Source organism: Mesorhizobium sp. M0701, assembly GCF_040320365.1.
Lineage (GTDB): Bacteria > Pseudomonadota > Alphaproteobacteria > Rhizobiales > Rhizobiaceae > Mesorhizobium.
Genome location: NZ_JAMYPO010000026.1, coordinates 1 through 24,316, shown reverse-complemented (window position 1 = coordinate 24,316; position 24,316 = coordinate 1). Strand labels below are relative to the sequence as shown.

At 59.1% G+C, this 24,316-nt stretch carries 29 protein-coding genes and 5 pseudogenes; 18 read left to right on the top strand and 16 right to left on the bottom strand.

Features of this window, described 5'->3' with window-relative positions; all coding sequences use genetic code 11:
* Positions 1 to 67 precede the first annotated feature (67 nt).
* The gene (locus NKI24_RS22500) at positions 68 to 271 is read right to left on the bottom strand and encodes a hypothetical protein (RefSeq protein ID WP_352452013.1); all 204 of its coding nucleotides are present in this window, start codon (positions 269 to 271) and stop codon (positions 68 to 70) included.
* 44 nt (positions 272 to 315) lie between these two features.
* Between NKI24_RS22500 and NKI24_RS22495 the strand changes: the two genes are divergently transcribed.
* From NKI24_RS22495 to NKI24_RS22485, 3 genes are all read left to right on the top strand, one after another.
* Positions 316 to 1,662 carry a hemolysin family protein gene (locus NKI24_RS22495; protein WP_352452012.1) on the top strand — a complete coding sequence of 449 codons (1,347 nt, stop codon included), beginning with the start codon at positions 316 to 318 and terminating at the stop codon, positions 1,660 to 1,662.
* Positions 1,663 to 1,981: 319 nt separating this feature from the next.
* A complete protein-coding gene (locus NKI24_RS22490) occupies positions 1,982 to 2,218 on the top strand; it encodes a hypothetical protein (RefSeq protein WP_352748355.1) in 237 nt (78 codons plus the stop codon).
* Positions 2,219 to 2,266: 48 nt separating this feature from the next.
* Positions 2,267 to 2,698 (top strand): hypothetical protein, encoded by a 432-nt coding sequence (locus NKI24_RS22485; RefSeq protein WP_352452010.1) that lies wholly within the window; start codon positions 2,267 to 2,269, stop codon positions 2,696 to 2,698.
* Here NKI24_RS22485 and NKI24_RS22480 read toward each other — a convergent pair.
* Positions 2,636 to 2,938: a tetratricopeptide repeat protein gene (locus NKI24_RS22480; RefSeq protein WP_352452009.1), complete on the bottom strand. Its 303-nt coding sequence runs from the start codon at positions 2,936 to 2,938 to the stop codon at positions 2,636 to 2,638. The two genes, NKI24_RS22485 and NKI24_RS22480, sit on opposite strands and share 63 nt — an antisense overlap.
* On the opposite strand from NKI24_RS22480, the gene NKI24_RS22475 reads away from it, so the two are divergent.
* On the top strand, positions 2,912 to 3,187 hold the full coding sequence (locus NKI24_RS22475; protein WP_352452076.1) for a hypothetical protein: 276 nt from the start codon (positions 2,912 to 2,914) through the stop codon (positions 3,185 to 3,187). The genes NKI24_RS22480 and NKI24_RS22475 overlap by 27 nt on opposite strands.
* 77 nt (positions 3,188 to 3,264) lie before the next feature.
* On the opposite strand, the gene NKI24_RS22470 is transcribed toward NKI24_RS22475, so the two are convergent.
* From NKI24_RS22470 to NKI24_RS22460, 3 genes and pseudogenes are all read right to left on the bottom strand, one after another.
* Positions 3,265 to 3,531, bottom strand: coding sequence for a hypothetical protein (locus NKI24_RS22470; protein WP_352452008.1), 267 nt, complete (start codon positions 3,529 to 3,531; stop codon positions 3,265 to 3,267).
* A gap of 187 nt (positions 3,532 to 3,718) precedes the next feature.
* Complete coding sequence (locus NKI24_RS22465) at positions 3,719 to 4,252, bottom strand: IclR family transcriptional regulator (protein ID WP_352452075.1); 534 nt, start codon at positions 4,250 to 4,252, stop codon at positions 3,719 to 3,721.
* Between the two features lie 12 nt (positions 4,253 to 4,264).
* Positions 4,265 to 4,447, bottom strand: a pseudogene (locus NKI24_RS22460) (helix-turn-helix domain-containing protein); the annotation flags it as partial.
* Positions 4,448 to 4,915: 468 nt separating this feature from the next.
* On the opposite strand from NKI24_RS22460, the gene NKI24_RS22455 reads away from it, so the two are divergent.
* Positions 4,916 to 5,746 carry a universal stress protein gene (locus NKI24_RS22455; protein ID WP_352452007.1) on the top strand — a complete coding sequence of 277 codons (831 nt, stop codon included), beginning with the start codon at positions 4,916 to 4,918 and terminating at the stop codon, positions 5,744 to 5,746.
* A gap of 241 nt (positions 5,747 to 5,987) precedes the next feature.
* Here NKI24_RS22455 and NKI24_RS22450 read toward each other — a convergent pair whose 3' ends face one another.
* A complete protein-coding gene (locus NKI24_RS22450; protein ID WP_352452006.1) occupies positions 5,988 to 6,515 on the bottom strand; it encodes a DedA family protein in 528 nt (175 codons plus the stop codon).
* A 230-nt stretch (positions 6,516 to 6,745) separates the two neighbouring features.
* Between NKI24_RS22450 and NKI24_RS22445 the strand changes: the two genes are divergently transcribed.
* Positions 6,746 to 7,366: a transglutaminase-like cysteine peptidase gene (locus tag NKI24_RS22445; protein WP_352452005.1), complete on the top strand. Its 621-nt coding sequence runs from the start codon at positions 6,746 to 6,748 to the stop codon at positions 7,364 to 7,366.
* Between the two features lie 80 nt (positions 7,367 to 7,446).
* Here NKI24_RS22445 and NKI24_RS22440 read toward each other — a convergent pair whose 3' ends face one another.
* Positions 7,447 to 7,740, bottom strand: a complete 294-nt coding sequence (locus NKI24_RS22440) for a hypothetical protein (protein WP_352748348.1) — start codon at positions 7,738 to 7,740, stop codon at positions 7,447 to 7,449.
* Positions 7,741 to 8,047: 307 nt separating this feature from the next.
* A complete protein-coding gene (locus NKI24_RS22435; RefSeq protein ID WP_352536450.1) occupies positions 8,048 to 9,403 on the bottom strand; it encodes a multicopper oxidase family protein in 1,356 nt (451 codons plus the stop codon).
* A gap of 498 nt (positions 9,404 to 9,901) precedes the next feature.
* On the opposite strand from NKI24_RS22435, the gene NKI24_RS22430 reads away from it, so the two are divergent.
* Positions 9,902 to 10,543, top strand: a complete 642-nt coding sequence (locus NKI24_RS22430) for an inorganic diphosphatase (RefSeq protein ID WP_352452002.1) — start codon at positions 9,902 to 9,904, stop codon at positions 10,541 to 10,543.
* A 124-nt stretch (positions 10,544 to 10,667) separates the two neighbouring features.
* Here NKI24_RS22430 and NKI24_RS22425 read toward each other — a convergent pair whose 3' ends face one another.
* Together NKI24_RS22425 and NKI24_RS22420 are read right to left on the bottom strand one after the other, a co-directional pair.
* Positions 10,668 to 10,985, bottom strand: coding sequence for a hypothetical protein (locus NKI24_RS22425; RefSeq protein ID WP_352709626.1), 318 nt, complete (start codon positions 10,983 to 10,985; stop codon positions 10,668 to 10,670).
* Positions 10,986 to 11,267: 282 nt separating this feature from the next.
* Positions 11,268 to 11,834, bottom strand: a complete 567-nt coding sequence (locus tag NKI24_RS22420; protein ID WP_352452000.1) for a hypothetical protein — start codon at positions 11,832 to 11,834, stop codon at positions 11,268 to 11,270.
* A gap of 226 nt (positions 11,835 to 12,060) precedes the next feature.
* Between NKI24_RS22420 and tatB the strand changes: the two genes are divergently transcribed.
* The 3 genes and pseudogenes from tatB to NKI24_RS22405 all read left to right on the top strand — a co-directional run bounded on the left by tatB (position 12,061) and on the right by NKI24_RS22405 (position 14,428).
* Complete coding sequence (gene tatB / locus NKI24_RS22415) at positions 12,061 to 12,429, top strand: Sec-independent protein translocase protein TatB (protein ID WP_023680209.1); 369 nt, start codon at positions 12,061 to 12,063, stop codon at positions 12,427 to 12,429.
* Complete coding sequence (locus NKI24_RS22410) at positions 12,404 to 13,336, top strand: CDP-diacylglycerol diphosphatase (RefSeq protein WP_352451999.1); 933 nt, start codon at positions 12,404 to 12,406, stop codon at positions 13,334 to 13,336. Before tatB ends, NKI24_RS22410 begins: the two co-directional genes overlap by 26 nt.
* Positions 13,337 to 13,601: 265 nt before the next feature.
* Positions 13,602 to 14,428 (top strand): annotated as a pseudogene (locus NKI24_RS22405) (undecaprenyl-diphosphate phosphatase).
* Between the two features lie 2 nt (positions 14,429 to 14,430).
* Here the strand turns inward: NKI24_RS22405 and NKI24_RS22400 are convergent.
* From NKI24_RS22400 to NKI24_RS22390, 3 genes are read right to left on the bottom strand one after another with little or no spacing between them, the layout of a single operon-like run.
* The gene (locus tag NKI24_RS22400; protein WP_352748341.1) at positions 14,431 to 14,604 is read right to left on the bottom strand and encodes a transglutaminase-like cysteine peptidase; all 174 of its coding nucleotides are present in this window, start codon (positions 14,602 to 14,604) and stop codon (positions 14,431 to 14,433) included.
* Positions 14,576 to 14,764, bottom strand: a complete 189-nt coding sequence (locus NKI24_RS22395; protein WP_352452070.1) for a transglutaminase-like cysteine peptidase — start codon at positions 14,762 to 14,764, stop codon at positions 14,576 to 14,578. The genes NKI24_RS22400 and NKI24_RS22395 overlap by 29 nt, the downstream gene beginning before the upstream one ends.
* Positions 14,748 to 15,059: a transglutaminase-like cysteine peptidase gene (locus NKI24_RS22390; RefSeq protein ID WP_352451997.1), complete on the bottom strand. Its 312-nt coding sequence runs from the start codon at positions 15,057 to 15,059 to the stop codon at positions 14,748 to 14,750. The genes NKI24_RS22395 and NKI24_RS22390 overlap by 17 nt, the downstream gene beginning before the upstream one ends.
* Here NKI24_RS22390 and NKI24_RS22385 point away from each other — a divergent pair.
* From NKI24_RS22385 to NKI24_RS22350, 8 genes and pseudogenes are all read left to right on the top strand, one after another.
* Positions 15,051 to 15,388: pseudogene (locus NKI24_RS22385) on the top strand (transglutaminase-like cysteine peptidase). The gene NKI24_RS22390 and the pseudogene NKI24_RS22385 sit on opposite strands and share 9 nt — an antisense overlap.
* A gap of 190 nt (positions 15,389 to 15,578) precedes the next feature.
* Positions 15,579 to 16,529 carry a DUF1402 family protein gene (locus NKI24_RS22380; RefSeq protein WP_502896191.1) on the top strand — a complete coding sequence of 317 codons (951 nt, stop codon included), beginning with the start codon at positions 15,579 to 15,581 and terminating at the stop codon, positions 16,527 to 16,529.
* A 340-nt stretch (positions 16,530 to 16,869) separates the two neighbouring features.
* Complete coding sequence (locus tag NKI24_RS22375) at positions 16,870 to 17,994, top strand: DUF2333 family protein (protein ID WP_352451995.1); 1,125 nt, start codon at positions 16,870 to 16,872, stop codon at positions 17,992 to 17,994.
* Between the two features lie 135 nt (positions 17,995 to 18,129).
* Complete coding sequence (locus tag NKI24_RS22370) at positions 18,130 to 18,288, top strand: hypothetical protein (protein ID WP_352451994.1); 159 nt, start codon at positions 18,130 to 18,132, stop codon at positions 18,286 to 18,288.
* 156 nt (positions 18,289 to 18,444) lie between these two features.
* Positions 18,445 to 19,593 (top strand): annotated as a pseudogene (locus NKI24_RS22365) (Tn3 family transposase).
* Positions 19,515 to 19,703: a Tn3 family transposase gene (locus NKI24_RS22360; RefSeq protein WP_352452069.1), complete on the top strand. Its 189-nt coding sequence runs from the start codon at positions 19,515 to 19,517 to the stop codon at positions 19,701 to 19,703. Before NKI24_RS22365 ends, NKI24_RS22360 begins: the two are co-directional and overlap by 79 nt.
* A 58-nt stretch (positions 19,704 to 19,761) precedes the next feature.
* Positions 19,762 to 20,052, top strand: a pseudogene (locus tag NKI24_RS22355) (ABC transporter permease subunit); the annotation flags it as partial.
* A gap of 281 nt (positions 20,053 to 20,333) precedes the next feature.
* Positions 20,334 to 22,160: a heavy metal translocating P-type ATPase gene (locus NKI24_RS22350; RefSeq protein WP_352493448.1), complete on the top strand. Its 1,827-nt coding sequence runs from the start codon at positions 20,334 to 20,336 to the stop codon at positions 22,158 to 22,160.
* 166 nt (positions 22,161 to 22,326) lie between these two features.
* Here the strand turns inward: NKI24_RS22350 and NKI24_RS22345 are convergent, their stop codons facing one another.
* From NKI24_RS22345 to NKI24_RS22330, 3 genes are all read right to left on the bottom strand, one after another.
* On the bottom strand, positions 22,327 to 22,929 hold the full coding sequence (locus NKI24_RS22345; RefSeq protein ID WP_352466294.1) for a sulfotransferase family protein: 603 nt from the start codon (positions 22,927 to 22,929) through the stop codon (positions 22,327 to 22,329).
* Between the two features lie 177 nt (positions 22,930 to 23,106).
* Positions 23,107 to 23,253, bottom strand: coding sequence for a hypothetical protein (locus tag NKI24_RS22340; RefSeq protein WP_352453916.1), 147 nt, complete (start codon positions 23,251 to 23,253; stop codon positions 23,107 to 23,109).
* Between the two features lie 296 nt (positions 23,254 to 23,549).
* Positions 23,550 to 24,316: sulfate/molybdate ABC transporter ATP-binding protein (locus NKI24_RS22330; RefSeq protein ID WP_352748333.1), on the bottom strand; the 767-nt coding region annotated here is incomplete at its 5' end.

Genomic DNA, 24,316 nt, shown 5'->3' with positions numbered 1-24,316 from the left:
ACCGTCAGCAGTTCAAGCTATCCAATCATTTGAGCTTTATCGACGGGCTGCGTGATGGCGTCTGCCTTCATGTGATCTGCGCATCCACGCCAAGAACGCGGCGCGTCGGTACATGACCCGCGCTGCAAGCCACGGCTGGACCACGCACTTTGCCGCATTCAACGTATTCGACCGCACCGTGATCAGTCGCTAGTAGATGCACCACCATCGCCATCAGGGGATTATGCTTCTGGCGATCGTGATGCTGATAGCGATTGCGCAATGCCATCATTTGCGCTTCAGAGACGTATCCAATTGCGTCATTAAGAGGATATCATGCCGACAGGCGATGGCAGTTTGAGCGACATTCTTGGTATCTTATCGGTTCTCCTACTCGTGGCCGCAAACGGCTTCTTTGTCGCCGCCGAGTTTTCCCTGGTCGCCGTGCGCCGAAGCCGAGTTGCCGAACTCGCTGCGGCTGGGCGGCTGAACGCGGCAGCGCTCCAGCGGGCCGTCGACAATCTCGATGCCAATCTGGCGGCGACCCAGCTCGGCATCACCATTTCATCGCTCGCGCTCGGCTGGATCGGCGAACCTGCTCTCGCGCATCTCGTCGAGCCTCTCTTGATCGGGCTGCTCGGGTCGTTGGCGACTGCGGGCTCACACACTGTCGCCGTCGCGATCGCTTTCATCATCATCACCGCGCTTCACATCGTGCTTGGCGAGCTCGCACCAAAGAGTCTGGCGCTCCAGCGCAGCGAAGACACTGCGCTCTGGGTCGTGCGTCCGCTCGGTCTGTTCCTCTTTCTGCTCAGGCCGGCGATTCTAATGCTGAATGGTCTCGGCAACCTCGTTCTGCGACTCTGCGGCCTGCGCCCGGGAACCGGTGAGGATTCATTGCACTCGCCAGACGAGCTGAAGCTTCTGATCTCGGCCAGTCAGGAAGGCGGGCTGTTGCAGCAGGCGCAGCGGGAGATGGTCGAGCGGGTCTTCAATATCGGCGAGCGCCGCATCAGTGACATCATGACGCCTCGGCCGGATATCGACTGGATCGACGTGAATGATGACCGAACCGAGATTCTTCGTACGATCCGCGATTGCCGCCATGAGCAGCTCCTTGTCGGCAAGGGCGGTATCGATGAACTGCTCGGCATGGTTCTGAAGAAGGACATGCTCGACCAGGTTCTTGACGGGCAGGTTCTCGATCCGATGGCGATCATCCGTGAGCCGCTCGTCGTTCATGAATCAACGCCGATTTTCAAAGTGCTGGAGCAGTTCAGGAAGGCGCCCGTCCGCATAGCAATGGTCCTCGACGAGTACGGAAGTCTGGAAGGAATTGTTACCCAGACCGATTTGCTCGAAGCCATCGCCGGCGACCTGCCCAACATCGAAGGCGAAGAGCCGGATATCGTCGAGCGTGAAGACGGCTCCCTTCTCGTGGATGGTATGATGTCGGCCCAGGACGCGTTCGATCGCCTTGGTTTTCGAGCACGGCCAACTGAAGGCGACTTCCATACGATCGCAGGATTTGCCCTGTTTCGACTAGGGCATCTGCCTGAGATCGGGGAACATTTTGATTATGGCGGCTGGCACTTCGAGATCGTGGACATGGATGGCCGGCGGATCGACAAACTGCTCGCACGAAGGAACTCTCCCACGGGGCGGCAAGAAACATCGGAGTAAGAATGCCCGGATTCCTGCAAGACAGGCGTCGTCATTTTCATTTTTGCGTGGTTGCTCGGCGGGGCCCTTCCTTTATCCCGCAAACCCGGCAGTCGTGGTGGTGATTCTGCCGTTAGTCATGATGACGCGACAGTTGGTTGCCTGCGTGGCTCCCTTCCCTGATGGCCTTTGGAACGGCTTGGGCTACCGGACGGATGGGTTTCGCCTGTATTAAAAAAACTCGCCAACTTGTCCAAAGTGTCAACGGAGCATTGCCCTTGCCTTATCGCCGCTTGGAGTGTGATCGGCAATCGTGGTATCGCAATGCCGGGAGGCGACGATGCGTGTCATTTTCCGATGTGATCCAATGTTGGTCGAGCATTTGCCACGCCCGATCCTCGCGCGCGGCGCGTTGCCGGATTGGCTGCGCACAATGCCCGCTACTTCCTTTTCGGCGATCCACGGCCGCGACATTCGCACGCTCAAGCAGTGCCCGCCCGTTATCGATGCGATGACCTATGGCTTCATGATCCTCCTGCCGTGCGACGTCATCGCCGACAAAGGGACCTTTTCCTAGGACTGGCAGATTCCGGACCCGGTCACCGGGAACCACCCCCGAGCGCCTTTGAGCTTCCACACGCCGGGGCAACTCGCAGGCAGCCCGTTTGCCACTCCCGGTCAAGCCGCCCTCAAATTCAACAGCTTCTGGACCATACAGGTCGAGGACGGCTGGTCGCTGTTCGCGACGCATCCGGTCAATCGCGACGATCTGCCCTTCAGGCTGGTGACGGGCCTGGTGGATTCCGACCGGTTCAACGATGGAGGCATTAATTTCCCGGCGGTCTGGACTGAGCCCGAGTTTTCTGGCTTGCTCAGGAAAGGAACCCCGGTCGCGCAGTGCTTTGCGGTTCCACGGGTTGAGCCGCAGCTGGAATACGAGGTGTTCGATGAAAAGCGGCAGGCATCGTATGCGCAGACGGTCGCCGATGTCCTGTCAACGCCCGGTGTGTACCGCAAGCGGTTTCGCGCCAGGCGGGGACGCTCCACCAGCGAGTGAGCGACGCAGCGCTTCCTCATCAAGCCATAGCCGGCCGCTGGACGCCGATGTGAGTGCCATGGCGATGACGCCGAACGTGGATGGGCGCAGACTGTAGGCAATCGAATACGCAGCCATGGCCCCGTCGAGGTCGCCGACTTCCTGCAGGACGACACCCAGATTGACGGCAGCTTCCGGGGCGTCCGGGCTCATCTTCAGCACCCGCCGATAGGCTTGAGCGGCGCTGCCGAACTTGCGCATGTCCTGACGCACCAGCCCGAGGTCAAACCACGCAGCCGGATGCCCACCGCCGGCGACAGCGCGTTCGAGGAAGCCCTCCGCTTCGGCAGGCGCACCGCGTTGCCAGGCAAGGCGCCCGAGGCGCGCCGCTGCCTCCTAGGATTTCGGATCCCGCTGCAAGACAAGTGTCCAGCATTCGCGCGCGGCCGGGGCGTCGCCTGCCTGATCAAGGGTACGTGCTCGCTCGATGAGGATTTCCGCCTGCAATGATAGCTTGGCTGCGCGATCCAGCTGTTGCAACGCCGCTTCAAACCTGCCTTCGGCCCGGGCAATCCTGCATGCCAGAATCAAGGCAGGCACATTGTCCGGGCGAACGGCAAGGCTCGCTTCGATGCGCGCGCACGAGCCCCCGGCATGTCTGCCCTTGCGAACAGGAACGCCGCCAGAAGATGGCAAAGCGCTGGATCGCCCGGGTGCTGCCCCAGGCCCAATGCGCACAGATGCATCGCTTGGTCGTGATTACCGGAATTGAAAGCAGCCACCGCCCGGCGGATCAGATCGCCACTATCGCTTTGATTGTGCGCGTTGTTGCTCGGACGCTCACTGGCAGTCATGTCCTCAAGCGCCCGATGTCGATTCCAATCATGTTTGGCGGGGCCGCTTGCCATGAATCGAGCAGAGTAGCCGATTTGGAGCCTCGCTTGTCATCACGCTTAACCGCTTCCAAAGGCAAGAAGGCCACAATCCGCCCCAACTGCTGCTCCCGTGCCCTTGGGCACACACGCTCTAGTGACGACCATTCTATGAGCGCGCTTGTAAATATTGGCTACTCGCAAGGGATGTCCATAGGCGTTCGTCAAATTCCAGCAAAAGCGGTCTCATGTTGACCAGCTTTTCCGGTGTAAATCTGGTCAGCGGTCCAGAAACAGCCAGCGCTCCGGCCAAGCCCTCGCTGCCTGAAAAAACCGGTACGGCCATCGTCGCTGTTTCAGAATCTCCCTCCCCGAGCGATACAAACGGAATCTTCGCCATAAGAGCTATTCGCATTCTAGGCTTAGCGAGACTAAACCGAGCAAGCACTTGGCCAGCTGCATGATGGTCAAGCGAAAGCACATCGCCCTCTCGGATTTGATCCCGGATCAAATGGCGACAGTCTGCACGAAACAGGCAAATGCTGCGATTTCCCTCCTTTCGAAAAAACGATGCGCTTTCATTCGCCCGTTCAACAAGGCTCAAAAGGAGAGGCCGAACGAAGGCCTCCATCTTAAAACGACGACGGTAGAATGAGCCCAATATCATCGGCGTAGGGCCGGCAGCAAAGCGCTTGTCCGCCATGCGAACAATGTAGCCACTCCGGACAAGGGATTCCGTTAACCGAAGGATCGTGCTTTTGTAGAGGCCTGGTCTAGAAGAAATCTCGGCCAAGCTTAAACCTTCGTCGCGCTCTGTGAAGCACCCGAGGATCGAAAGCGCGCGATCGACAGCTTCAACCCCTCCCGCTCTTGTGTCTGCTTGGAGCCTGCCGGACATAATGTAGGGAGCACAACACTGGCGCGTCGGTTGCGGCAGGCTGCGTTACAGCTTCGCTAGGCATCCAGGTTTGGCCGGTATCCGGATTCAGGAAGGATGATCGCAGAACGCGGATCTCCAGATGTCAAACCCCGATGGTCCCCGGCGCGGATCGTGAACAGCGGAGTTTCCGCCACATCCTCGGCTGCCGCTACTGTCAAAACAATGCTTGCGGGCGCCACTGCGCTCATGGCAACAAACGGGCTAATCTTTGTTGACATTTCTCGTCATCGATGCCTGCCATTATAGCCACGACCGTTCAGGACGGAATCGATGCGGCGCAAGATCGCCTTGGAATATCGAGGTAGGCGATAGCGAACCTCGGTCGTCTGAGTATTTTGGCGGGCTGAACTAGGAGGCTTGAGGTGTGTAACACGCGTTGGGCCATTGGTCGCTCGACAGCGGCCGAAATCATGGAGCTGAGGTTTGATGAATAAGATTGCCTTACTTCCTCTGGTGACGTATCCGGAAGCGAATTCCACCAAAATCGCCTTAAACGCAATCGCGGTGGTCAAGCACATTGGCGCGGCGCTTCACGCATTAACGATCAATGTCGATATCCCGGGTATTTCCAACCCGGTGTCGAGATACTTGATCAACCTTCCCGAAATGATCCGGGAGACAGAAGCGACCAGCCGCAAGCACGGGCTCGATTTGCTGGAGGCATTGAAAGCTGAAGCGGCACGTGTCGGATCGTCCCTGACAACCGAGGAGATTGCTGTTCAGCCGGCATCTGTCAGCGATGTTGCGGCAGTGAAGTCACGCTATTTCGATTTTGCTTTGATTGGGTTGGAGCCAAATAACCAGACTGCGCGCATGACCGTTGACGCGGTTCTGTTTGGTTCGGGCCGACCGACCATAATTCTGCCGGAAAGCGCAAATGTTGGTGCAATCGATCATGTTATCATCGCTTGGGATGGGAGTCGCGTTGCGGCCCGGGCCGTTGCCGACGCGTATGAGTTTCTGCAATGTGCGGCAAAGATAACCGTACTGACGGTGACAATCGAAAAGCCGCTGCGCGATATTGGCGAAAGCCTTGCTTTAAGCCTGAGAATGCGTGGCCTTCCCGCTGAGGGAGTCTCAATCGATACGGAAGATCGCCCCATTGGCGTTACGCTTCAGGAGCGCGCTGTCGGCATGGGCGCCGATCTGCTTGTCATGGGTGCGTACGGCCATTCCCGGATGAGAGATTTTGTCGTGGGTGGCGCAACCAAGGGCGTTCTGGGCGATCTGCGCCTGCCTGTCCTTTTGTCGCACTAGAAATCTGCAAATCTGGCCTCGAGTAGCGGCGGCAAGTTGGCTCCTACGGTTGCGCCAGCGGCATCAAAGGAACCAGCTACGAGTTCAAGACGAAACCGTGCCTAATTCTCTTGAGTTGCGGATTGTTTCGCCTTCGAAATTCGAACTCGAACTGAACTGGGGAGCATACCCGTTCGCGCCGCCTACGATTGATTCCTGCCCTTGCCAGAGGCAGACAATGACGGTCCGCCTTTGGTGCCCATCAAATCCACGCCTGCAGCCATTTGAGGCCGAAGGCGCCGGGAGCCAGAATACCTGTGGCCCAGACGAAGGCTGAGGTGATGTTGGCAATCTGAAACGTCAAGGCGGGCATCTTACAGATGCCCGCCGCCAATGGCACGGATGCGCGCAAAGGACCGAAGAAGCGCCCAAAGAACACCCCGGCCACCCCCCATCGCTCGAAGAACAGGTGACCGCGCGGAATGAGGTTTGGATAACGTGACAGGGGCCAATAGTGCGAAACCCCGTTTCCCAACCGCGTGCCGATCCAGAAGGACAGCCAGTCCCCCAATGCCGCCCCAATGGCGGCGGCAAGCCACAGGGGCCAGAATGCGATACCGCTTTCGCCGATGAGAAAACCGACACCGATCAGGATCACGGTTGCAGGCAACAACAGAGAGATGAACGCCAGCGATTCCCCAAAGGCCAGCACGAGCACCAGCGGAACACCCCATGCTTCATGCGTCCGGATAAACGCGATCGTCGCTTGCGTGACCTCATCGAGGCTCATTCATCACTTTCCAATTCGCACCAAGCGTGACCGACGGTTGACATCTCACCATATCGGTCCCTCTGGCAAAGACCTGCCGCGCAGGAAACCGAAATCGTGCAGACGTGTAGCGGCCGAGCAACGCACACGGCGCAAGTAACCATTCAGAAGGATCTTCCTCCCGCTCTGATTGACAGAACCCACGGGATCGACCTTAACTCATTCTTAACAAAGGTGGTTGGGCGGGTCGGATGAGTTCCTCACGAGTGCGGTTGTGCGCACGGTTGGGCGGCGGTGCGGTCGTTGCAATCATTGCGATAATGTCCACGTGGTCGGCGGCGACGGCTTCACAGTCGATGCCGATCGGTGGCTTTACCTCGCAGCCGATCGGTCACTACGATTTCTGCAAATCCCATCGGGCCGAATGTGAGATCCGCTCACGCGACAATGGTCCGGAGCACATGACCGGAAAACTCTGGCGGCAGATTACGAGCGTTAACCTGACGGTCAACAACAACGTCAAGCCGATGAGCGATCTCGACCAGTACGGACAGGACGAATTCTGGGCTTATCCGGACAGTGGTTTCGGCGATTGCGAAGACTATGCGCTGGAAAAGCGTCGCCGTCTGATAAACCGCGGCATTCCTGTGTCGGATCTGCTGATGACGGTTGTTCGCAAGCCCGACGGCGAGGGTCATGCAGTGCTGACTGTTCGTACCGACACGGGCGACTTCATCCTCGACAACCTCACCGACACGGTGCGCCGCTGGGACCAGACCGGCTACCGCTTCCTGAAGAGGCAAACCGGCACCGACACGGGGCGCTGGGTCTCCCTCGATGGCGACAACCCGCTGGTCAGCGCAATCAAGTGACGGTAGTGTAACAGTTCACCCCAAAGTTGACGCCTTGCCGAAAGAGATCTCTGTGGCTGATGCGCAGCCTGCTCTTCGTCTTAGGTCGGAGTGTTCGTCGTTGTTAAGGCTTTGTGTCCGGCTTCGCCTGATTGCTGCTCGCCCCCTTCGACGAGCACACTCAATGGTGCTGTCGCCTCCGGGCAGCCGCTCTGAATTTTTTTCCATGACGAAATGTTGAGAACCATGTCGCATTGCGCGAGTTCCGGTCCAGACGGCAATTGCAGACAGGCGAATTCACTTGTGATGGAACGTCCGGCCGTTGGCGAGGCACTGACATTCTGCCCGCGCGGGCGTTGCAACAAGCGCCACGAAAACCAGGATGCAAGAGGCATGGAACGTCCTCATGCGAAATCATAGCACGATCCGGAGCGGGCGCCAGATCGCCCAGCATGAGCTACAGCGCCGTGATGATGACCAACGCAATCGCGACCGCGGTGGCATGGGAACCGGCGTTGGCGAGCGAGCCCGGGAGGCCACTCAGCAGAGGCTCGATCAGATGCACAGATCAGCACCCGTCGCCGGCCGCTCCGGCGCCCGTGAGCAGTAGCGCCATTAGTGCGGCGAGAACTCGGACGCTCCGCCTCGCCCAATTTCGACCCTCTCACGCCCTCGGCAACGCAACCCTGGATGAGGACCGGGTCATTCCACACGCAAATAACCGGTCAGGCCGCTCTTCTGATGTTCAATGACGTGGCAATGGAATGCCCAATTACCCGGATTGTCAGCGACCAACGCCACTTCCATCACTTCTTGCGATTTAAGAAGGGCCGTATCTGTTACAAGCGACGCAATTTTGCGCTTGTCGGAGCGTAGCAGACGGAAAGACATACCGTGCAAATGGATCGGATGATCGTTCGGCGTTTCGTTGCGAAGGCGCAGAACATAGCTTTTGCCTCGTTTTAGAGCCGCGAGCGGATCAACTGGCCCCGGCGCGTCCCCTCGCCAGGCGACGCGGTTGATCGACCAGAAGGTGTAGCCGAGCGTGCCGCAAACACCCGGCGCCGGCGCATCACCATTGGGCGACCAGCCAAAGACGAAGTCCATTGTCTCGGGATCGGCAAGATCCGGCTCCGGTACGCGATTCGGCCGCAGCGGCTTGAGTTCGCCAAGCGTCCGCCCCGCGCTGGCGCCGATAGGCCGGAATCGGACGAGAACGCGAGGTCCCTTGGCTGTTCTGAGATTCAGGCTGACGATCTCGTCTTCGCCATCAGGCACGCGGAGGGCGACATCGGCGCGCTGGCCGGGCGCGATGACAATGCCCCGAGGCGCAACAGGCTGCGGCAGCGGGTTGGCATCAAGAGCGATCACTTTGGCCGTTCCGCCATCGAGGTCATAAGTGCCGATACGGGTGACATCCGTGACTGCCAAACGCAGGCGCACAAGGCTGCCCGCTGGCAGATCGTAAATCGGGGTGACTTCCCAATTTACCGTCGAGACCGTACCCAGCGTGCCGCCGCGCGCAGCGTTGCGTGCCTTGAACAATTCGATGAACTGGCCGTCTTCGCCGAGACGGAAGTCGCGTATATTGAGCGGCAAATCCTGGTCGAAACCGGCATCTTCGTCATCTTCGACAACAAGCATGCCTGTCAGACCGCGGGCCATCTGATCGAGCGTGTTGCAATGCGGATGATACCAATAGGTGCCGGCATCCGGCGGTGTCAGAGTGTAACGGAAGCTTTCGCCCGCCGCGATGGGACGCTGGGTGAGATAAGGCACGCCGTCCATGGCATTGGCGATGCGCAATCCATGCCAGTGCACACTCGTCGCTTCATCGAGATCATTGACCACGTCTATGGAAAACGGCCTACCTCGCAATAAACGCAGAGTGGGCGGCGGCCCGCCCGCACCGAAACTCATCATCCCTTTGGTGACGGTGCCGGGCAAAATCGACCGACTGATCGCTGAAACCCGCAAGGTCAGATCGGCTGCTACGGCCCTGCCGGCAATCAGCCCGCCTGCAGCGCCGACAGCTACTGCTGCCGTGCCGCCCAGCAAGAATCCCCTGCGCGACATTCCCGACATGAAGCAGCCCTTTCAGTGGAGTATAGCGGACGTGGTGTTGTTGTCTCTTCGTTCACGAATTTCGAACCCTGGCAATGATTCAAGGTCAAGGTGGCGTAGTCTCCGAAGGACTTCAACTGAAGTTGGAGTTTCACTTGCTTTTTGATGATTGCCACACAACGTCGCACTGAGCCGCGAGGCGTCTACGTGGCAGCTCTCGCCGAACGGCGTGTTGTGGGTGTAGCGTGCCCGATTGGCAGGAGTTACGACGCAAGCTATCCCCTTGCCGGAAATGGGCTCGCCTGAAATAGCACATTTGAAGCGGCCACCGTCTCTTAAACGCCCATAAACGCAAACGCCCATAGACGCTCATCACTCGTCAGCGCTCTATCTCGGCCCATTTCTGCTCGCCGCAGGATCGGTGCAAATACGGTCATCCAATTTCAATAACGGAACCCTGTAATGCTGCCGTCACATACGGTGGCTAGGCGGATGCAGGGCGCCCTGCCCGTCCAACCTCTGGAGACAACCATGCGCGCTTTGCCGACTGTCATGGCGCTTGCGGCCCTGCTGGGCACGCAGCCCGCTTTCGCCGAATTCGTCACAGCTTTCGATTTTCCGCAGCCGAAAGACACCAGCGAATTTTACACGGTTATCGAGATTCCGGCGGGAAGCATCACCAAATATGAGATCGATGCCGAGACAGGCCATGTCGTCGTCGATCGATATCAGTCCATGCCGGTCGTCTATCCGGCCAACTATGGTTCCGTTACCAGTTCGTTGGGCGGCGACGGCGACCCGTTGGATGCGCTTGTCTTCACCCGGGAACCCGTTGTGCCCGGTGCTCTGATCAAAGTCCGCGCCATCGGCGTGCTCAACATGGTCGACGGCGGCGAAGCGGATGACAAGATCATCGCTGTGCCGGCTACGGATATCGATCCGCAATATGACGGGGTCAAGACCATCGATGATCTTCCGGCCATCGAACGACAGCGCATCGAGGCATTCTTTCGAGTTTACAAGCAGCTACCTGAAGGCCGCAAGGCCGTTGAGCTGAACGGCTTTGGTGGCGCCAACGTCGCCATCGACATGGTTGGCAAAGCCATTGAAAGCTACCGGAACAAGAAGGACTGACAGGAAAGCAGAATCTCAACAGGAAGCTCATCCATAGGGCTGGTTCCTAGCGGTGTTGGAACACCGCTAGGGTATGCGTTGGGCTTGCGTCGCACTGTTGGATGCGCGCAAACTGCGCTTCGCTTTAGCTCCGGGCGTTTGCTGTTGATAAAGCCAAATCGTTGGCTTTATCTCCGCCTTCGCCTGGTTTCTGCTCGTCCCCTTTGACAGGCAAGCCAAACGGCGCCGTCGCCTCGGGGCATCCATCCTGAATTTTTTTCCATGACGAAATGTTGAGAACCATGTCGCACTGCGCGAGTTCAGGACCTGACGGCAATTGCAGACAAGCGATTTCGCCGTGATGGAAAATGTGGCCGTTGGCGAGGCACTGGCATTCGGCCCGCGCGGGCGTTGCAGCGAGCGCCGCGAAAACCAGAATGTAAGAGGCCGGGATCGTCCTCATGCGCAAGATCATAGCACGATCCGGAACTGTCGCTAGTGTGAACGCTTCACAAGTAACTCGGCGGAGAACTCGTACCGCGGGCGCTCACGATCCTCAATCGTCGTTCGCGTCGGGTTTTGCCCTGTTGTCCGTATTTTGTGGCCCGAATCAAAGGCACGGCCAAGCGACCAAAATGACCAGCAAATCCATCGGCATGCCGCGCCCAACGACACCTGCCAAACTGCCGGCATGCATGACGAGCAGCGTTGTTCGAACCGACGGCCGCGATGATGCGCGACACGTTCAGGTTGAGGGAATGCGCGGGTCCTGAACGAGATAGAGCCGCGCAGTCGGCGTGAAATCAGTCACCAGGAATGAGAACGAAACCGTGCTCAGCGGATCGACCTCGCCTTTCCGGAACAGAAGATGGTCATAAGGTTCGAATTCACGACTGAATTCGGCGAAACTATCGGACCGAATTGCATCCGTTTCGCGGCGCGCCTGGTCGAACGAAAGCCCGTCGCTGGAATCGCTTGGCTGGTTGAGAATCTCCTGCAACTCGAACTCGAATTCGACCCAGGCGTGACCGCTGTTGTTGAGGGCAACGATCCTTAGGGAAATGAACCCGGTGGCATAGTTGCCGGAGGCACCGAATGGCTGAACCGGCCGGATGGCGCGTATGGTGAGGGTTACCGGGCTTGCCGACTCGAGTTCCTCGGTGATCACGACGGGATCGGCCCTTGTTCCGGCTCCCGAAGCGGCAATGATCCGGAATCCGCCGAGTTCGTCGGAAAAGGAGTAGGCGCCTGCTTCAAATATTCTGGGCCTTGTGCCATCGGCTCCAGCGAGGAGTCCGCTTGCTGCGAGCACGGTTGCGAATATCCCTACCAGACGTGCGCCTGATATTCGGGTTGACGAGTGGTGCCACATGGCTCGAAGTATGAACGACATTCCCGCGGCCGCATACTGGAATGGCTCAGGCGAGAGGCTATGATGGTTGGATTTGGCGCCGTAGGTCGAGGCATTCAACCGGATCGGTCGCCACAAACCAGCGGAGAGGTTGTCGCTGCCGGCGATTGCGCGAGAGGACGTACCGATGTTCGGACTTGGCATGACCCACCTGTTGGTTATCTTCGTGGTGGCGCTGGTTGTTTTCGGCCCGGAGGAGCTTCCAAAAGTCATGCGATCGGCGGGGGCAATGATGAAGACATTCAATCGGATTGCGGGCGATTTTCGAAAGCAGTTTGACGACGCCGTACGTCAAGCCGAGAAGGAACTCGACCTGCAGGAAACCCGCTCGATGCTTCAGAATGCGATGGAGGACGTGCCGCGAAGCGCTGACAAGGCCATAGTAGGGAAGGACAGCAATCTCGATCCGGCCGCTGAGCGGGGCGCAGAATCTGAACTGACATCGGTCACGGCCAAGGATGCGAGGTTTAATGCCGAAACGTCATCAAACCAGTGATCGGGCAGAAGAGCAGTCGCCCATCGGAACCATCGCGAGGCTCCCAGCCGCTCCACCTTCACCGTTTCGGTTTCGCCGACTGCGCGCCGGGACTCAAAACCTCATCTCGGGCATTCCCCTCGCTGTAAAATCCCTTCACAGGTTACCATTGTTCCACCACTGCCGTGCTGCAGCCGTGCTCTGTTTGACAATCGCGTTGCTGACTGCGGCGGTCACCGACGTCGGCTCCGCTTCAGCGCATCGCAACGCGCTCTGGCAGGTTGTGCAGACCTGCGCTCTTGCCGCAGCGCATCTTGGCAGCGCTTTCCCCTGCGAGGAAGTGATCCTGCCCAGGCAGGGCGTGCCTGGATCAGCTCTCATTAAATCACCCCGATACCGGACCGAGTTTCTGTTGACGCCACTTACGGCTGTTGCCGGCCTTGAAAGCCCGTCTGTCCGTTGGCAGGGCAGTTCCCAACTCTGGAATCGGGCATGGAAAGCACGAAGCAAGGTCTCGGCGAGCCTCGGACGTCACCTTCCACGAACGGCCATCGCCATGGCTGTGAATTCCAGGACTGAGCGATCCCAGGATCAGTTCCACATCCATATCGATTGCGTTGCGGTGTCGGTGGAAAAGAAACTTGTCCTGAAGGGGCCGAAGGTGGAAGGTCCGTGGCAGCTTCTCCCTTTGGCTCTGATGGGGAAACGCTATTGGATCAAGGCAGTCGACAAGCCGGATTTGGAAACGACCAACGTAGTCGGCATCATCGCTTCCGGCCTGCCGCAGGCCCGGGGCGCCATGCATCACGTAAATGTCGTCGTCGTTGGCGCCGAACTCGCCGGCGCAAGACCGGGATTTTACATCCTGACCAATTGGGAAAGCTCAGCGGCCGAGCGCCTTTTGGATCACGACTGCACCTCGCGTTGAGCGCCCACGAGGCAACGGGCGAAGCAATGGCCGCACCCGGACACTCGACGGAAGTCTCAAAGCAGTCTTCGCGGAATGGTATCCGGGCATGGCAAACGACAATCCAAGACCCGATCAGCGCAGCAAAGCTGCGTGACCGCCCCACAGTTCCTCATGCTCTCCTATCTGCAGGCCCGCACCGGCTAACGTCGGCTCTTCGACGATCCGATGAAGCGACAGCCCGAGACGAGCTGCGCACCACGCAAAGGAAGTGCAATTGGCTGAAATCGGGTGGAGCGAGGCGGCGATCCTAGGAGTGGTTCAAGGACTGACGGAATTTCTTCCGATCTCCTCAAGCGCGCATTTGCGGATCGTTGGTGAATTCCTGCCACCGGCCGGCGATCCCGGCGCCGCATTTACCGCCATTACGCAGATCGGGACCGAGATCGCGGCCCTGATCTATTTCCGCCATGACATCATCTGCATCATCGCCACATGGCTGCGTTCCCTGGCCGGCCGCCGTGAACGGCTGGACCCGGATGCCCGCATGGGATGGCTGGTGATCATAGGGACCCTGCCGATCGGCATCCTAGGACTATTGCTGAAGAACCTGATCGAAGGTCCGGCCCGCAACCTCTATCTCACGGCAACCATGTTGATCGTCTTCGCGCTGGTTCTCGCGGCCGCCGACCGGCTGGGCGCCAAGCGCAAGGCTTTGCGCGATCTGGGCTGGCGGGACGGCCTTCTGTTCGGCGCCGCCCAGGCGATGGCCCTCATCCCGGGCGTTTCGCGATCGGGAGACACTATAAGCGCCGGACTGCTGATGGCTTACACGCGAGAGGCCGCCGCCAGGTATTCGTTCCTGCTGGCGATACTTGCCGTGCTCGCCTCAGGCTTCTTCCAGCTCTATGCGAGTTGGGGGCAGACAGTCCGGTCGGCGCCGGTCCGACCGCGCTGGCCACCCTGCTGTCCTTCGCGGTCGGCTATGTCGCGATCGTGGGTTTTCTGAAGCTAGTCTCGACGCGCAGCTACATACCCTTCGTCTATTATCGGATCGGGCTCGGCGCCTCGATATTTCTGCTTCTTGGCGCCGGTCTCCTGTCAGCGTCCTGAGATTATTTCGTGCCGCTGACGAGAATGTTCTGTTGGGATTCGATCGCTTCCCAATGGCCGGAGTTGGATCGCGACTGGCGCTTCAGGTAGGGATATCCGGTGTCCGACCACAGCAGGACCTTCGGCTCCAGATTGTCGAGAATGAAGTCACCGGCGGTCGTGTTGACGCTCAGCATCGCGTGCCCCTCGCCGCTCGACTGCCTGACCACCGTTATCCAAAAGGTTTTGCGGGGGCACGCCCTGTCTCATCAGTTCGCGACGTTTTTCCAGCACGATGTCGTCGCAGTCGCCAAATCCCTTATAGGGATACTCCCATTTCTCATCGACACCGGGTATCTATGTCCGTCATGGCCATGATCGTCGTGTTGGCCCTGTTGTTGATTTCGATCAGCGTCTCACACAAGGAGCGGGTCAGTTCGACGGGCTTCGGGTCGCGCGTGACGATCGAGCAATCATCGCGATAGTTCCGACAGTATTCGTAATGACCGATCGCTGCGTTGTCCGTCCGTTTGTTCGCATGAATGTGAGCTGCCCTGCATTCGCCGAGCATGACCGATGACTTTTGCGATCGCTCGTAGGCGTCAACGTATCCGTAAACCACCGCGTCAAGCCAGTGAGCGACATGGAACACAATGGAGTTCCAGAATATTGGTCCTATCCTGACGATAATCTGGGTGATTGCGAGGATTATGCACTGGAAAATCGGCGAACGCTGATGCGAAAGGCCTTCGCGTCTCCAGTCTGCTCTTGACGGCAGTGCGCAAGTCCGATGGCGAAGGGCACGCTGTATTGGCGGTTCGAACCGACAAGGGCGATTTCATTCTCGATAATCTGACCAATAGGGTTCGTCCCTGGTACGAGACGAACTATCACTACCTGAAGCGCCAAGCGGAATACAACACGAGACGGTGGGTTTCCATCTTAAGCGAAGACAATCTTCTCGTCGGCGCGCTTAGGTAACGCGATGCCGAACATTTTTTCCAGCGTCCTTGCATCCGAACACCTTGCCGGCTCGCAAAACCTCCGCCTCTCTGTTATAGGCTCGAAAGCACACTGCCATGACCATATGACGGCACACCCTGCATCCCTTCACGGAGCCGGAGGCTGCCAACGGAGCCTCATGCCAACAGCCAAGCTGCAGCCCTTTTTGATGACGGTGACGATCGTTGCACCTTGTGTCGGAACGGCCCCAGCCGTGGCGCAGACTGTCACAGTCGTCCCGACGGGCAATCGTCTTGCCGAGCAACCGGTGATCCCAAGAGCGTCCGCGCTTCGTTCCAAGGCATTCAACACGACGTACGAGGAGAAGTATCGGGCCATAACCGCCTTGATACGGGACGACCGCAAGCTCGTCGGCAAGATCAGGAAGGCGGCGCTCGCCTATGGCATCGATCCGATCCACATCGTCGCGGCTCTCGTCGGAGAGCACACCTACAATATCAGCGTGGTCGACTCGGTTCAGACCTATTACGTCAAGGCGCTCGCCTATGCCGATCTGAAGTTCTCCTTCAGCTACAGGGGCACTCCGGTCCAGTCATTCGTCCAGCGGCCCGAATTCGCATCCTGCGCTTCTCTCGAAAGCAGCGCGCTGATTTGGAGCTGCCGTGACCAGGTCTGGGAAGAGACATTCCGGGGTCGCAAGGTCGATGGCGTCGACTACGAACCCATCACGTTCCAGCGGGCCTTCTTCCAACCCTTCTATGCGGGGCAGACCTTCGGCCTGGGACAGATAAGCCCGCTTGCAGCCCTGCAGGTCACAGACATGGTCAGCCGGGTCAGCAAGCTTCCCCGATTGTCGCCCGATCGCCCGCAGGCGATCTATCGCGACGTCATGGATCCTGATCGCAGTCTTGTTTACATCGCCGCGATCATCCGGGATTCGATCGATGCCTATCGGGAACAGGGGTTCGATATATCCGGTAATCCCGGAATCACCGCCACGCTCTACAATGTTGGCCAGCCGCGCAGACGTGCACGTGAGTTGAGGCAAGCCGTGACCGACAAGACCGGCCGCACCCTGCCCGTCGAGAACTATTACGGCTGGCTCATCAACGACAGGCTCGAAGAACTCAAGGCGCTTCTCACCGATGGCACGAAATGATCGTGGTTGGTGGCCGGACACTCGCGAACCTGCGTCGGATGGCAGGACAGATTTATGCCGGAAAAGCTGGCTGTCATGAGACCAATTCCGCTTGCATTTGGCGAACATCTATCGACATCAGATGGAAGCAAACAGTGCACTCAAGCGAACTCATAAAGCGCGCCGGAATTGCCGGTCGCGTGCAAGATGGCCAAGCGAGGTATCGTGTGTCGATTACCATGCGGCTCCAAACTGAGAATGGCTTACCCAGCGCGACGTTCTGAAAATCACATATTTGAAAGACAAGGTGGCGTTTGGCATGCGCCTCTACGGCTTGACTGACTGAGGGGGTGACATCGCCATGCTTGATCCGATCGTGAATTTCTTCACCCGGATTTTCCAGTGGATCGGCCGCGGCATCGGCTTAGCCATCGGCGTCATCCTGTGGCCGTTCGTGTGGGCCGGGCGTTGGTATACGCAGCGCGGCTGGATCCTGAAGGCAGTGGTCGGCCTGGCGCTGCTGATGCTGATCGGCCTCTACGCCAATTTCTTCTACGCCACCCAGTGGTGGAACAATTTCAACCCGAACTATCCCGACACCTATATATTCGAGAAGCGCAACCTGTCGGCCGGCGAGCAGGTCGCCGCCGGTGCCAGCACCGACGCCGCCAGGACCTGTGGCAATTCGGCGATCGCCCAGTTGGCGGCCGACCTGACCGACTTCAACGTCAACCAGAATGCCTGGGTGTCGTCGATGATCCTCTACAAGCTCGGCCTGTTCGGCATCGACTGGGACCACACGCCGTTCATGGACAACAAGGCGTCGTTCCAGCGCGGCATCAACCAGGCGGTGCGGCGCACGGCGACCGAGCTTGCCGACAATCTCGGCCGCGTGCGCACCACCTCGCAGATCGACGCCGACCTGCAGGACGCGCGCGGCAATCTGCAGTTCGATGAGGAAACCTGGTATTTCGGCCTGAACCCGTTCGGGCCGAAGACGCCGACGCCGAGCTACTATCGCGACGCGGTGCGCAAGCTGCGCGCCTTCAACGCCCGGCTGGAAACCTGCCAGACGGTGTTCGATGCCCGCGCTGACAATCTCAAGCAGTATATCGACCGCATCTCGTCCGACATCGGTTCGACCTCGGCGATCCTCAAGGAGCGCGCTGAGCACTACAACAATGGCTGGTTCGATTTCCGCGCCGACGATCGCTTCTGGTTCGCCTATGGCCAGCTCTATGCCTATTACGGGCTGATGAAAGGCGCCGAGGCCGATTTCGAGGACGTGATCAACGAAAAGCACCTGCAGAGCCTGTGGGACACGATGGACTCGCAGTTCGTCTCGGCGCTGCGCATCCAGCCCTTCATCATCGCCAATGGCCGCGAGGATGGCTGGCTGTTGCCGAATCACCTAACGACAATTGGCTTCTACATGTTGCGCGTGCGCTCGAACCTGGTCGAGATCAGCAACGTTCTTGCGCAGTAACTCGGTGGATGAAGCGCTCGAGGGCATCGAGGCATTGGGACCGGTAACTTCTCTGGGGTGAGCGCGGCCACGATTTGTTAGCGCCGACTGGGCCATCACCGTTACTTTGTTTAAGGCGGCGGCGATGGCGGTGGAATGGACGATCACGATCGAGAGCAGGAACGAATTCGGCGATGTCGAAACGAGGTCCGGATCGACAAAAGCGATGAGCGTCCGCGTGGCGGAGACCTTGACCTGTCGATCAAAGATGGCAAGAAGATCATGGCCGCCCTGCAAACAGTGGTCGCGACCTAGGAGGCGAAAACCTACACCCTGTTTCGACGGGTCTGTCCGGATTGCCACAATTTTCGGCCGGTCAAGGACTATACGACGCGTCGAATTCAAACGGTGTTCGGCACAGTGGAGGTTCGCAATCCCCGCTGGGTGTTGTGCCGGGATTGCCATCCAGGGATGGACGCCGCATCCAATGGTATCGAGGTTCCCGACCTGTTGAGGGAAGTGCATGAATGGACCGGCTTTGCGGATAGCTTCACGCATGTTCGCACCGGCGACGTCCCAAGAGATGTCTCGGCCATGCTGGCCGGCGTACTGGCGGATGCGACCAACCTTGGTCCGAAACGGATGGCCAGCGCGTCCAAAGGCATCAGCGCTCACCAGATCAGTTGGATGAGAACCTTCCATGCACGGTCGGAGACCTACCGCGCGGCGCAGGCCTGCGTGACGGACGCCCACACCCGCCATCCGCATTCTCGCCTTTGGGGCAATGGCACGACGTCATCATCTGACGGCCAATTCTTCCGCGCGAGCGACCGAGCCGCAAAGCGCGGCGACATCAATCTGCATTACGGCAGCGAACCCGGCTCAAAGTTCTACAGCCACCTTTCCGATCAGTACGGCTACTTTAGCATTCTGCCCATCAGTCCGACCGAAAGTGAGGCTGCTTATGTGCTCGATGGGCTATTCGATCAGGACACGGTCCTCGACATCCAGGAACACTTTACCGATAGGGGTGGCGCGAGTGATCACATCTTCGGTCTGTTCGCCCTCATAGGCAAACGCTTCGCGCCGCGACTGCGCAACCTCAAGGACCGGAAGTTCCACACGTTCGAGAAAGGCGATGCATACCCGGCGCTGTCGAACCACATCGGGGCGCCGATCAACACCACCCTGATCCTCGAGCACTGGGATGATCTCCTCCATCTGGCGGCGTCGATCACCACGCGATCCGTAGTGCCGGCCACGATCCTGAAGAAACTATCCGCATCTCCGAAGGAAAGCCAACTCGCACGAGCGCTACGGGACTCGGCCGGGTCGAGCGATCGCTGTTCATGATCGAATGGTACTCAAGTTCGGCGGCGTTGCCAGGCCGGCCTCAACAAGGGTGAGGCTGCGCATAAGCTGAAGCGCGCCGTTTTCTTCCACGAGCGTGGTGAAATCCGTGACCGGTCCTTCGAAAGCCAGGCGTTCCGCGCCTCCGGCCTCAACCTCGTCGTCAGTGCGATCGTAGGAATGCGGTCTATATCGAACGGGCCCTTACCTACTTACGCAAAACGCATCGCGAGATTCCGGATCATCTGCTCAAGCACGTATCGCGGCTGAGTTGGGAGCACATCAACCTGACCGGCATCTACACCTGGGATGCAGAACATCAGATGCCTGAAGGATTCCGTTCGCTCAGACTTCCGGCTCGGTTACGCCACGCCGCATGACGTTCATGCTCCGTTCGACGTTAGCGTGTCGCTGGGAACGGTTCTTGTTCCGACCCCCTACTCGCTGGGTTACACAAGCAGCCAACTGTTCCGACGGGTCCTATTTCCCCAGGTGGCCCTCACGGCAATTCCCGAGCTGACCACCTCGATGATGGTCATCATGAAGGCGCTTTCACTCGGATTCGCCATCGAGGTCGTCGATATCTTCGCGCAGTCCCAACTGATCGCCGCGCTGAACTTCTACTACCTCGAAGCCTTTGTGATTGCCGTCGTGATCTACATGGTGATCGCCTATGTCGTCATACAGATCGCCGACAGGCTGGAGCAATCCCTCCGGGTGTGGACGTGAGGCATGCATGTGGGACAGGATCGCCAAGCTTCGGGATTACTCTCGTCACGGTAGGGGCCGCCGACCGTCGCGCGCGCTGGGCGCGCTATTTCTCATCGCCGTTGGCCTCTATGTCGGATACCATGGCTGGACAGGACTATCCGCCGCGGGGGCCTGATGCGCTCATGCTTCAACTCAAGACCGCAATCCGAGATAGCGAGCCAATCATGAAATCCGAGACAGCAGCCACCGAAAGCGTTGAGCCGGCGCCTAAGACGGTTCCATCGGGTTGGCGAGTGTTGATGACGCGCGAACGCTGGACCGAAGTCGCGCGCATCATTTTTACCGGCTTGATGGCGTTGCTGTATTGGCAGCAGCTCATTCCAATACAAGCCTTGTGGGTGGCGGTTGCCATCGGCTTGTATCCGCTTGTCAAAACCGGCGCCGTTGATCTCGTAAAAGAGCGCAAGATCGGTACCGAAATATTCGTCACCATTGCCACGGTGGTGGCGCTGAGCGGAGGCGAGACCGTCGCCGGCGCGGTCCTCATGGTGATCATTTTGATCGCGGAGTTCATCGCCGATCTGAATATGGAACGAGCGCGAGCCTCGATCAAAGACCTGATCGGCTCAGTGCCGCAGGTGGCGCTTGTGCGGGACGCAGGTGGCGAACGCATGGTCCCGATCGAGAATTTGCGCGCGGGCGACGTTGTCTTGGTGCGGGCCGGCGAGAAGATCCCGGTCGACGGCACCGTCGTCGGTGGAGCGGCTTCGGTCAACGAAGCATCGATCACAGGAGAGAGCATTCCCAAGGACAAGAGCGATGGCGCCGATGTCTTTGCCGGAACCATCGTCGAATCCGGCGCCCTCGACATCGAGACCGAGAAGGTTGGTGCCGACACCACCTTTGCCCGCATCATCAGTCTGGTCGAGAATGCCGAAGCGGAAAAGGCACCCGTCCAGAAACTGGCGGATAAGGTCGCGTCATGGCTGATCCCGGTCGTGCTGATCTTCCTCGTTGCGGTTTATCTTTATACCCGCGACGTTCGGATGATCGTCACTCTGCTGATTTTCACATCACCTGCCGAACTCGGATTGGCGACTCCTCTGGTGATTATCGCAGCCATTGCGCGAGCCGCACGCAGTGGAATTCTGGTCAAGGGGGGCGTCTATCTGGAGTCTTTGGCCAAGGTCGACGTCCTGGTGTTCGACAAGACAGGCACCCTGACGGCGAACAAGCCCGAGGTTGTCGGCGTGGAGATGCAGGACGGCACGCTTTCGGAAGCTGATCTGATCAGCCTTGCCGCCGCCGCCGATCGGCGCTCCGCTCACCCCTTGGCGAAAGCGGTCGTCAACTATGCCGCCCGGATGAAAATCGATGTCCCGGAACCGGAGCAGTACGAGCAGTTGCAGGCGCGCGGTGTGAAGGCGACGGTCTCCGGACGCACCGTGCTGGTCGGGAATGCATTGTTGTTGCGCGAGGCCGGCGTGCCGCTTTCCGATGCGATCGAAAAGGGCGGACAGACGCCGGTTCACGTCGCGGTCGATGGGAAATTCGCTGGCGTGATTTTTATTGCCGACACATTGCGACCAGGTGCGCGCGAAGCGCTGGCAAAGCTCCGTGCAACCGGGGTCAAGCGCATGGTGATGGTGACGGGTGACAATGAGGCCACAGCGCGGACCATCGCCAACGAGCTCGGCGTGGATGAAGTGCGTGCCAATCTGATGCCGCAGGACAAGGTCGCCGCCATCGCCGAATTGCAAAAGCAGGGCCATCGCGTGGCGATGGTCGGCGACGGGATCAACGACGCGCCGGCGCTGGCACGCGCCGATGTCGGCATTGCGATGGGGGGCGGCGGCACGCAGGCAGCGCTGGAAGCCGCCGACATCGCATTGATGAAGGATGACCTGGCAAGAATTGTCAGCGCCCGCGCGATTGCGCGACGCGCTTACCGGACAATTCAGGAGAATATCTTCGTCGGCGTTGGTGTTGTGCATGTTTTGGGCATTACCGCAGCGCTGATGGGCTGGATCGGTCCTATCCAGGCAGCGATTTTGCACTTGGGGCCAGATGTCCTGGTGTTCCTGAATTCGGCAAAACTGCTGCGCGTTCGAATCCAAGATGTTTAAGCGCATCTCTTTGAAGCCTAAGGCTTCGAACCGAACTAGCCAAAGCGGTCATTCGATTCGTCCGATCGGATGACTGCTACTGGCGCATGTGGTCGGTTGGCGCGTTCATAGATCAGATTGCCTGATGAGGCTCGGGAAGGTCCGGCCGGGGGTGGAAAACCGCCGTTCAGCGCCCTATGCGAGCACGAAATTCGGCAGTCGAATTGGTGCGTGGAAACGGTTCGGAAGGCAACTGTACATCGAGAAAGGCACAAAGCGGCTCCCATCCTTCGGAGACTTGATACGTGAGAAGGCGTTCAGGCGGCAGCGTTGATTTCACGGAAGCGTTATGTGCTTCATAGACAGCGATTGCGTGATCACGGTTATCAAATCGACCGCCAAAGACAGCGTTTCCAACCACCGCCACACCAAAGGACTGTGGATCATTGGTAGCAGCATCCATCGTGAGCCCTATTGTTTGCGCCATGCTGTCATACCAGGCTTCCGGGTCACGAACTGTCAGGATAACCTTTGCATGAGGGTAGTGGTCACTCACTTGGCGCCAAAAATGCGCCGTTGGCCAATCGACCGCGGAAAGATAGCCGGCATATGCCGCATCCCAGGTCGGGAGTTGTCCCTGGCCGGCGGCGCGCCACAGCGCCTTCTGCTCGGGATTGGCGTGGACATCTGCCATGTGATGACACGGCCCGAACCCAAGATGCTCCAACGCGAGCTTCAGCGAATATGTGCCAGTGCGACCCATGCCTGCACCAATGACATCTAGAGCCATGAGCACCCCAAGGAGATTTCAATCGGTCAAAATACCGCTGTTTTCTTTAATTCGCTATATCTTTGAAGGTCAGCTCCGAATCGCGTCAAGCCGTAGCGCGCGAAGGTCAGTATTGGAGAAGCGCCGGGAATGGTGGCTCCTGGCGCCGCTGTGGCGAAGACGCGTGGATCGACACCACTATCCGCTGACGCAGCGCTTGCTCCGGTCGATGACGTGGATGCCCATCAAAGGATGGGAGACAACCGACAGCGAGTTTCCGCCGGGAACGTGATCGCGGTCCACCAAAGCCATCTTGAACGGCAAGGCCGTGCAGACCTGCTCCATCAGGCTGCTCGACGTATACCGCGCGACATTCGAGCAGCGTGGACACAAGCTGGCAAGGCACGGGTTAGGCGCCGCGCTGTTGCAAGACACCGTTCTGCGCACGCGTTACGCCGCGACGACCTCGGGATTCGCGGCCTTCTTGTTCATGCCATATCGGACGAAGCGAAAGCCTTCTACGAGCACTACGGCTTTGCGGCTTCCCCGAAAAATCCGATGACCCTTGCGCTCTCGCTAAGGCGCGTTGAAAGAGCGGGCCGAAACGTCTTGTTGTGCACAAGTTGGTAATCGCCTCGTAATCAACCAGCCGGAAAAAGCTTCCAGCGCCGCGGCCTAAAAGCCACTCGAGTTTTCTGCGCCGCCGGATGGTCGACGGGCAATTCGATCTCGACCCGCTGGCGTTCGCCGCCGATTTCGAGCTCGACCCGCCTGGTGCCGGCGACGCGGCGGCTGGCGGCGACCGTGCCGGCGATGCAGCCGTTGCATTCGTCCACCAGTTCGACATCGTGCGGGCGAAAGAACAATGTCGCTTCGCCTTGCGGTGCGTGCGGCGCGGAGAGCCCGATCGGGCGGTCGGCGATCCAGACCTGGCCGTCCTCGACCTTGACCGGGATCGAGCTCGATTCGCCGATAAAGCCATAAACGAAGGGCGAGTTCGGAGTGTCGTAGATTTCGTCGGCGGTGCCGACCTGCTCGATGCGGCCCTGGCTTATCACCACGACGCGATCGGCAAGCTCCAGCGCCTCTTCCTGGTCATGGGTGACAAAGACCGTGGTATGGCCGGTGGCGTCGTGGATGTCGCGCAGCCAGCGGCGCAGTTCGCGGCGCACCTGGGCATCGAGCGCGCCGAACGGCTCGTCGAGCAAAAGCACGGCCGGTTCGATCGCCATGGCGCGGGCCAGCGCCACGCGCTGGCGCTGGCCGCCCGAAAGCTGCGCCGGATAGCGTTTTTCCAGACCGGAAAGCTGGACGAGGTTGAGAAGTTCCGAGGCGCGGCGGCGGATTTCCTTCGCCGACGGGCGTGACGGCCCGTGCCGGACCTTGAGTCCGAAGCCGATATTGTCGG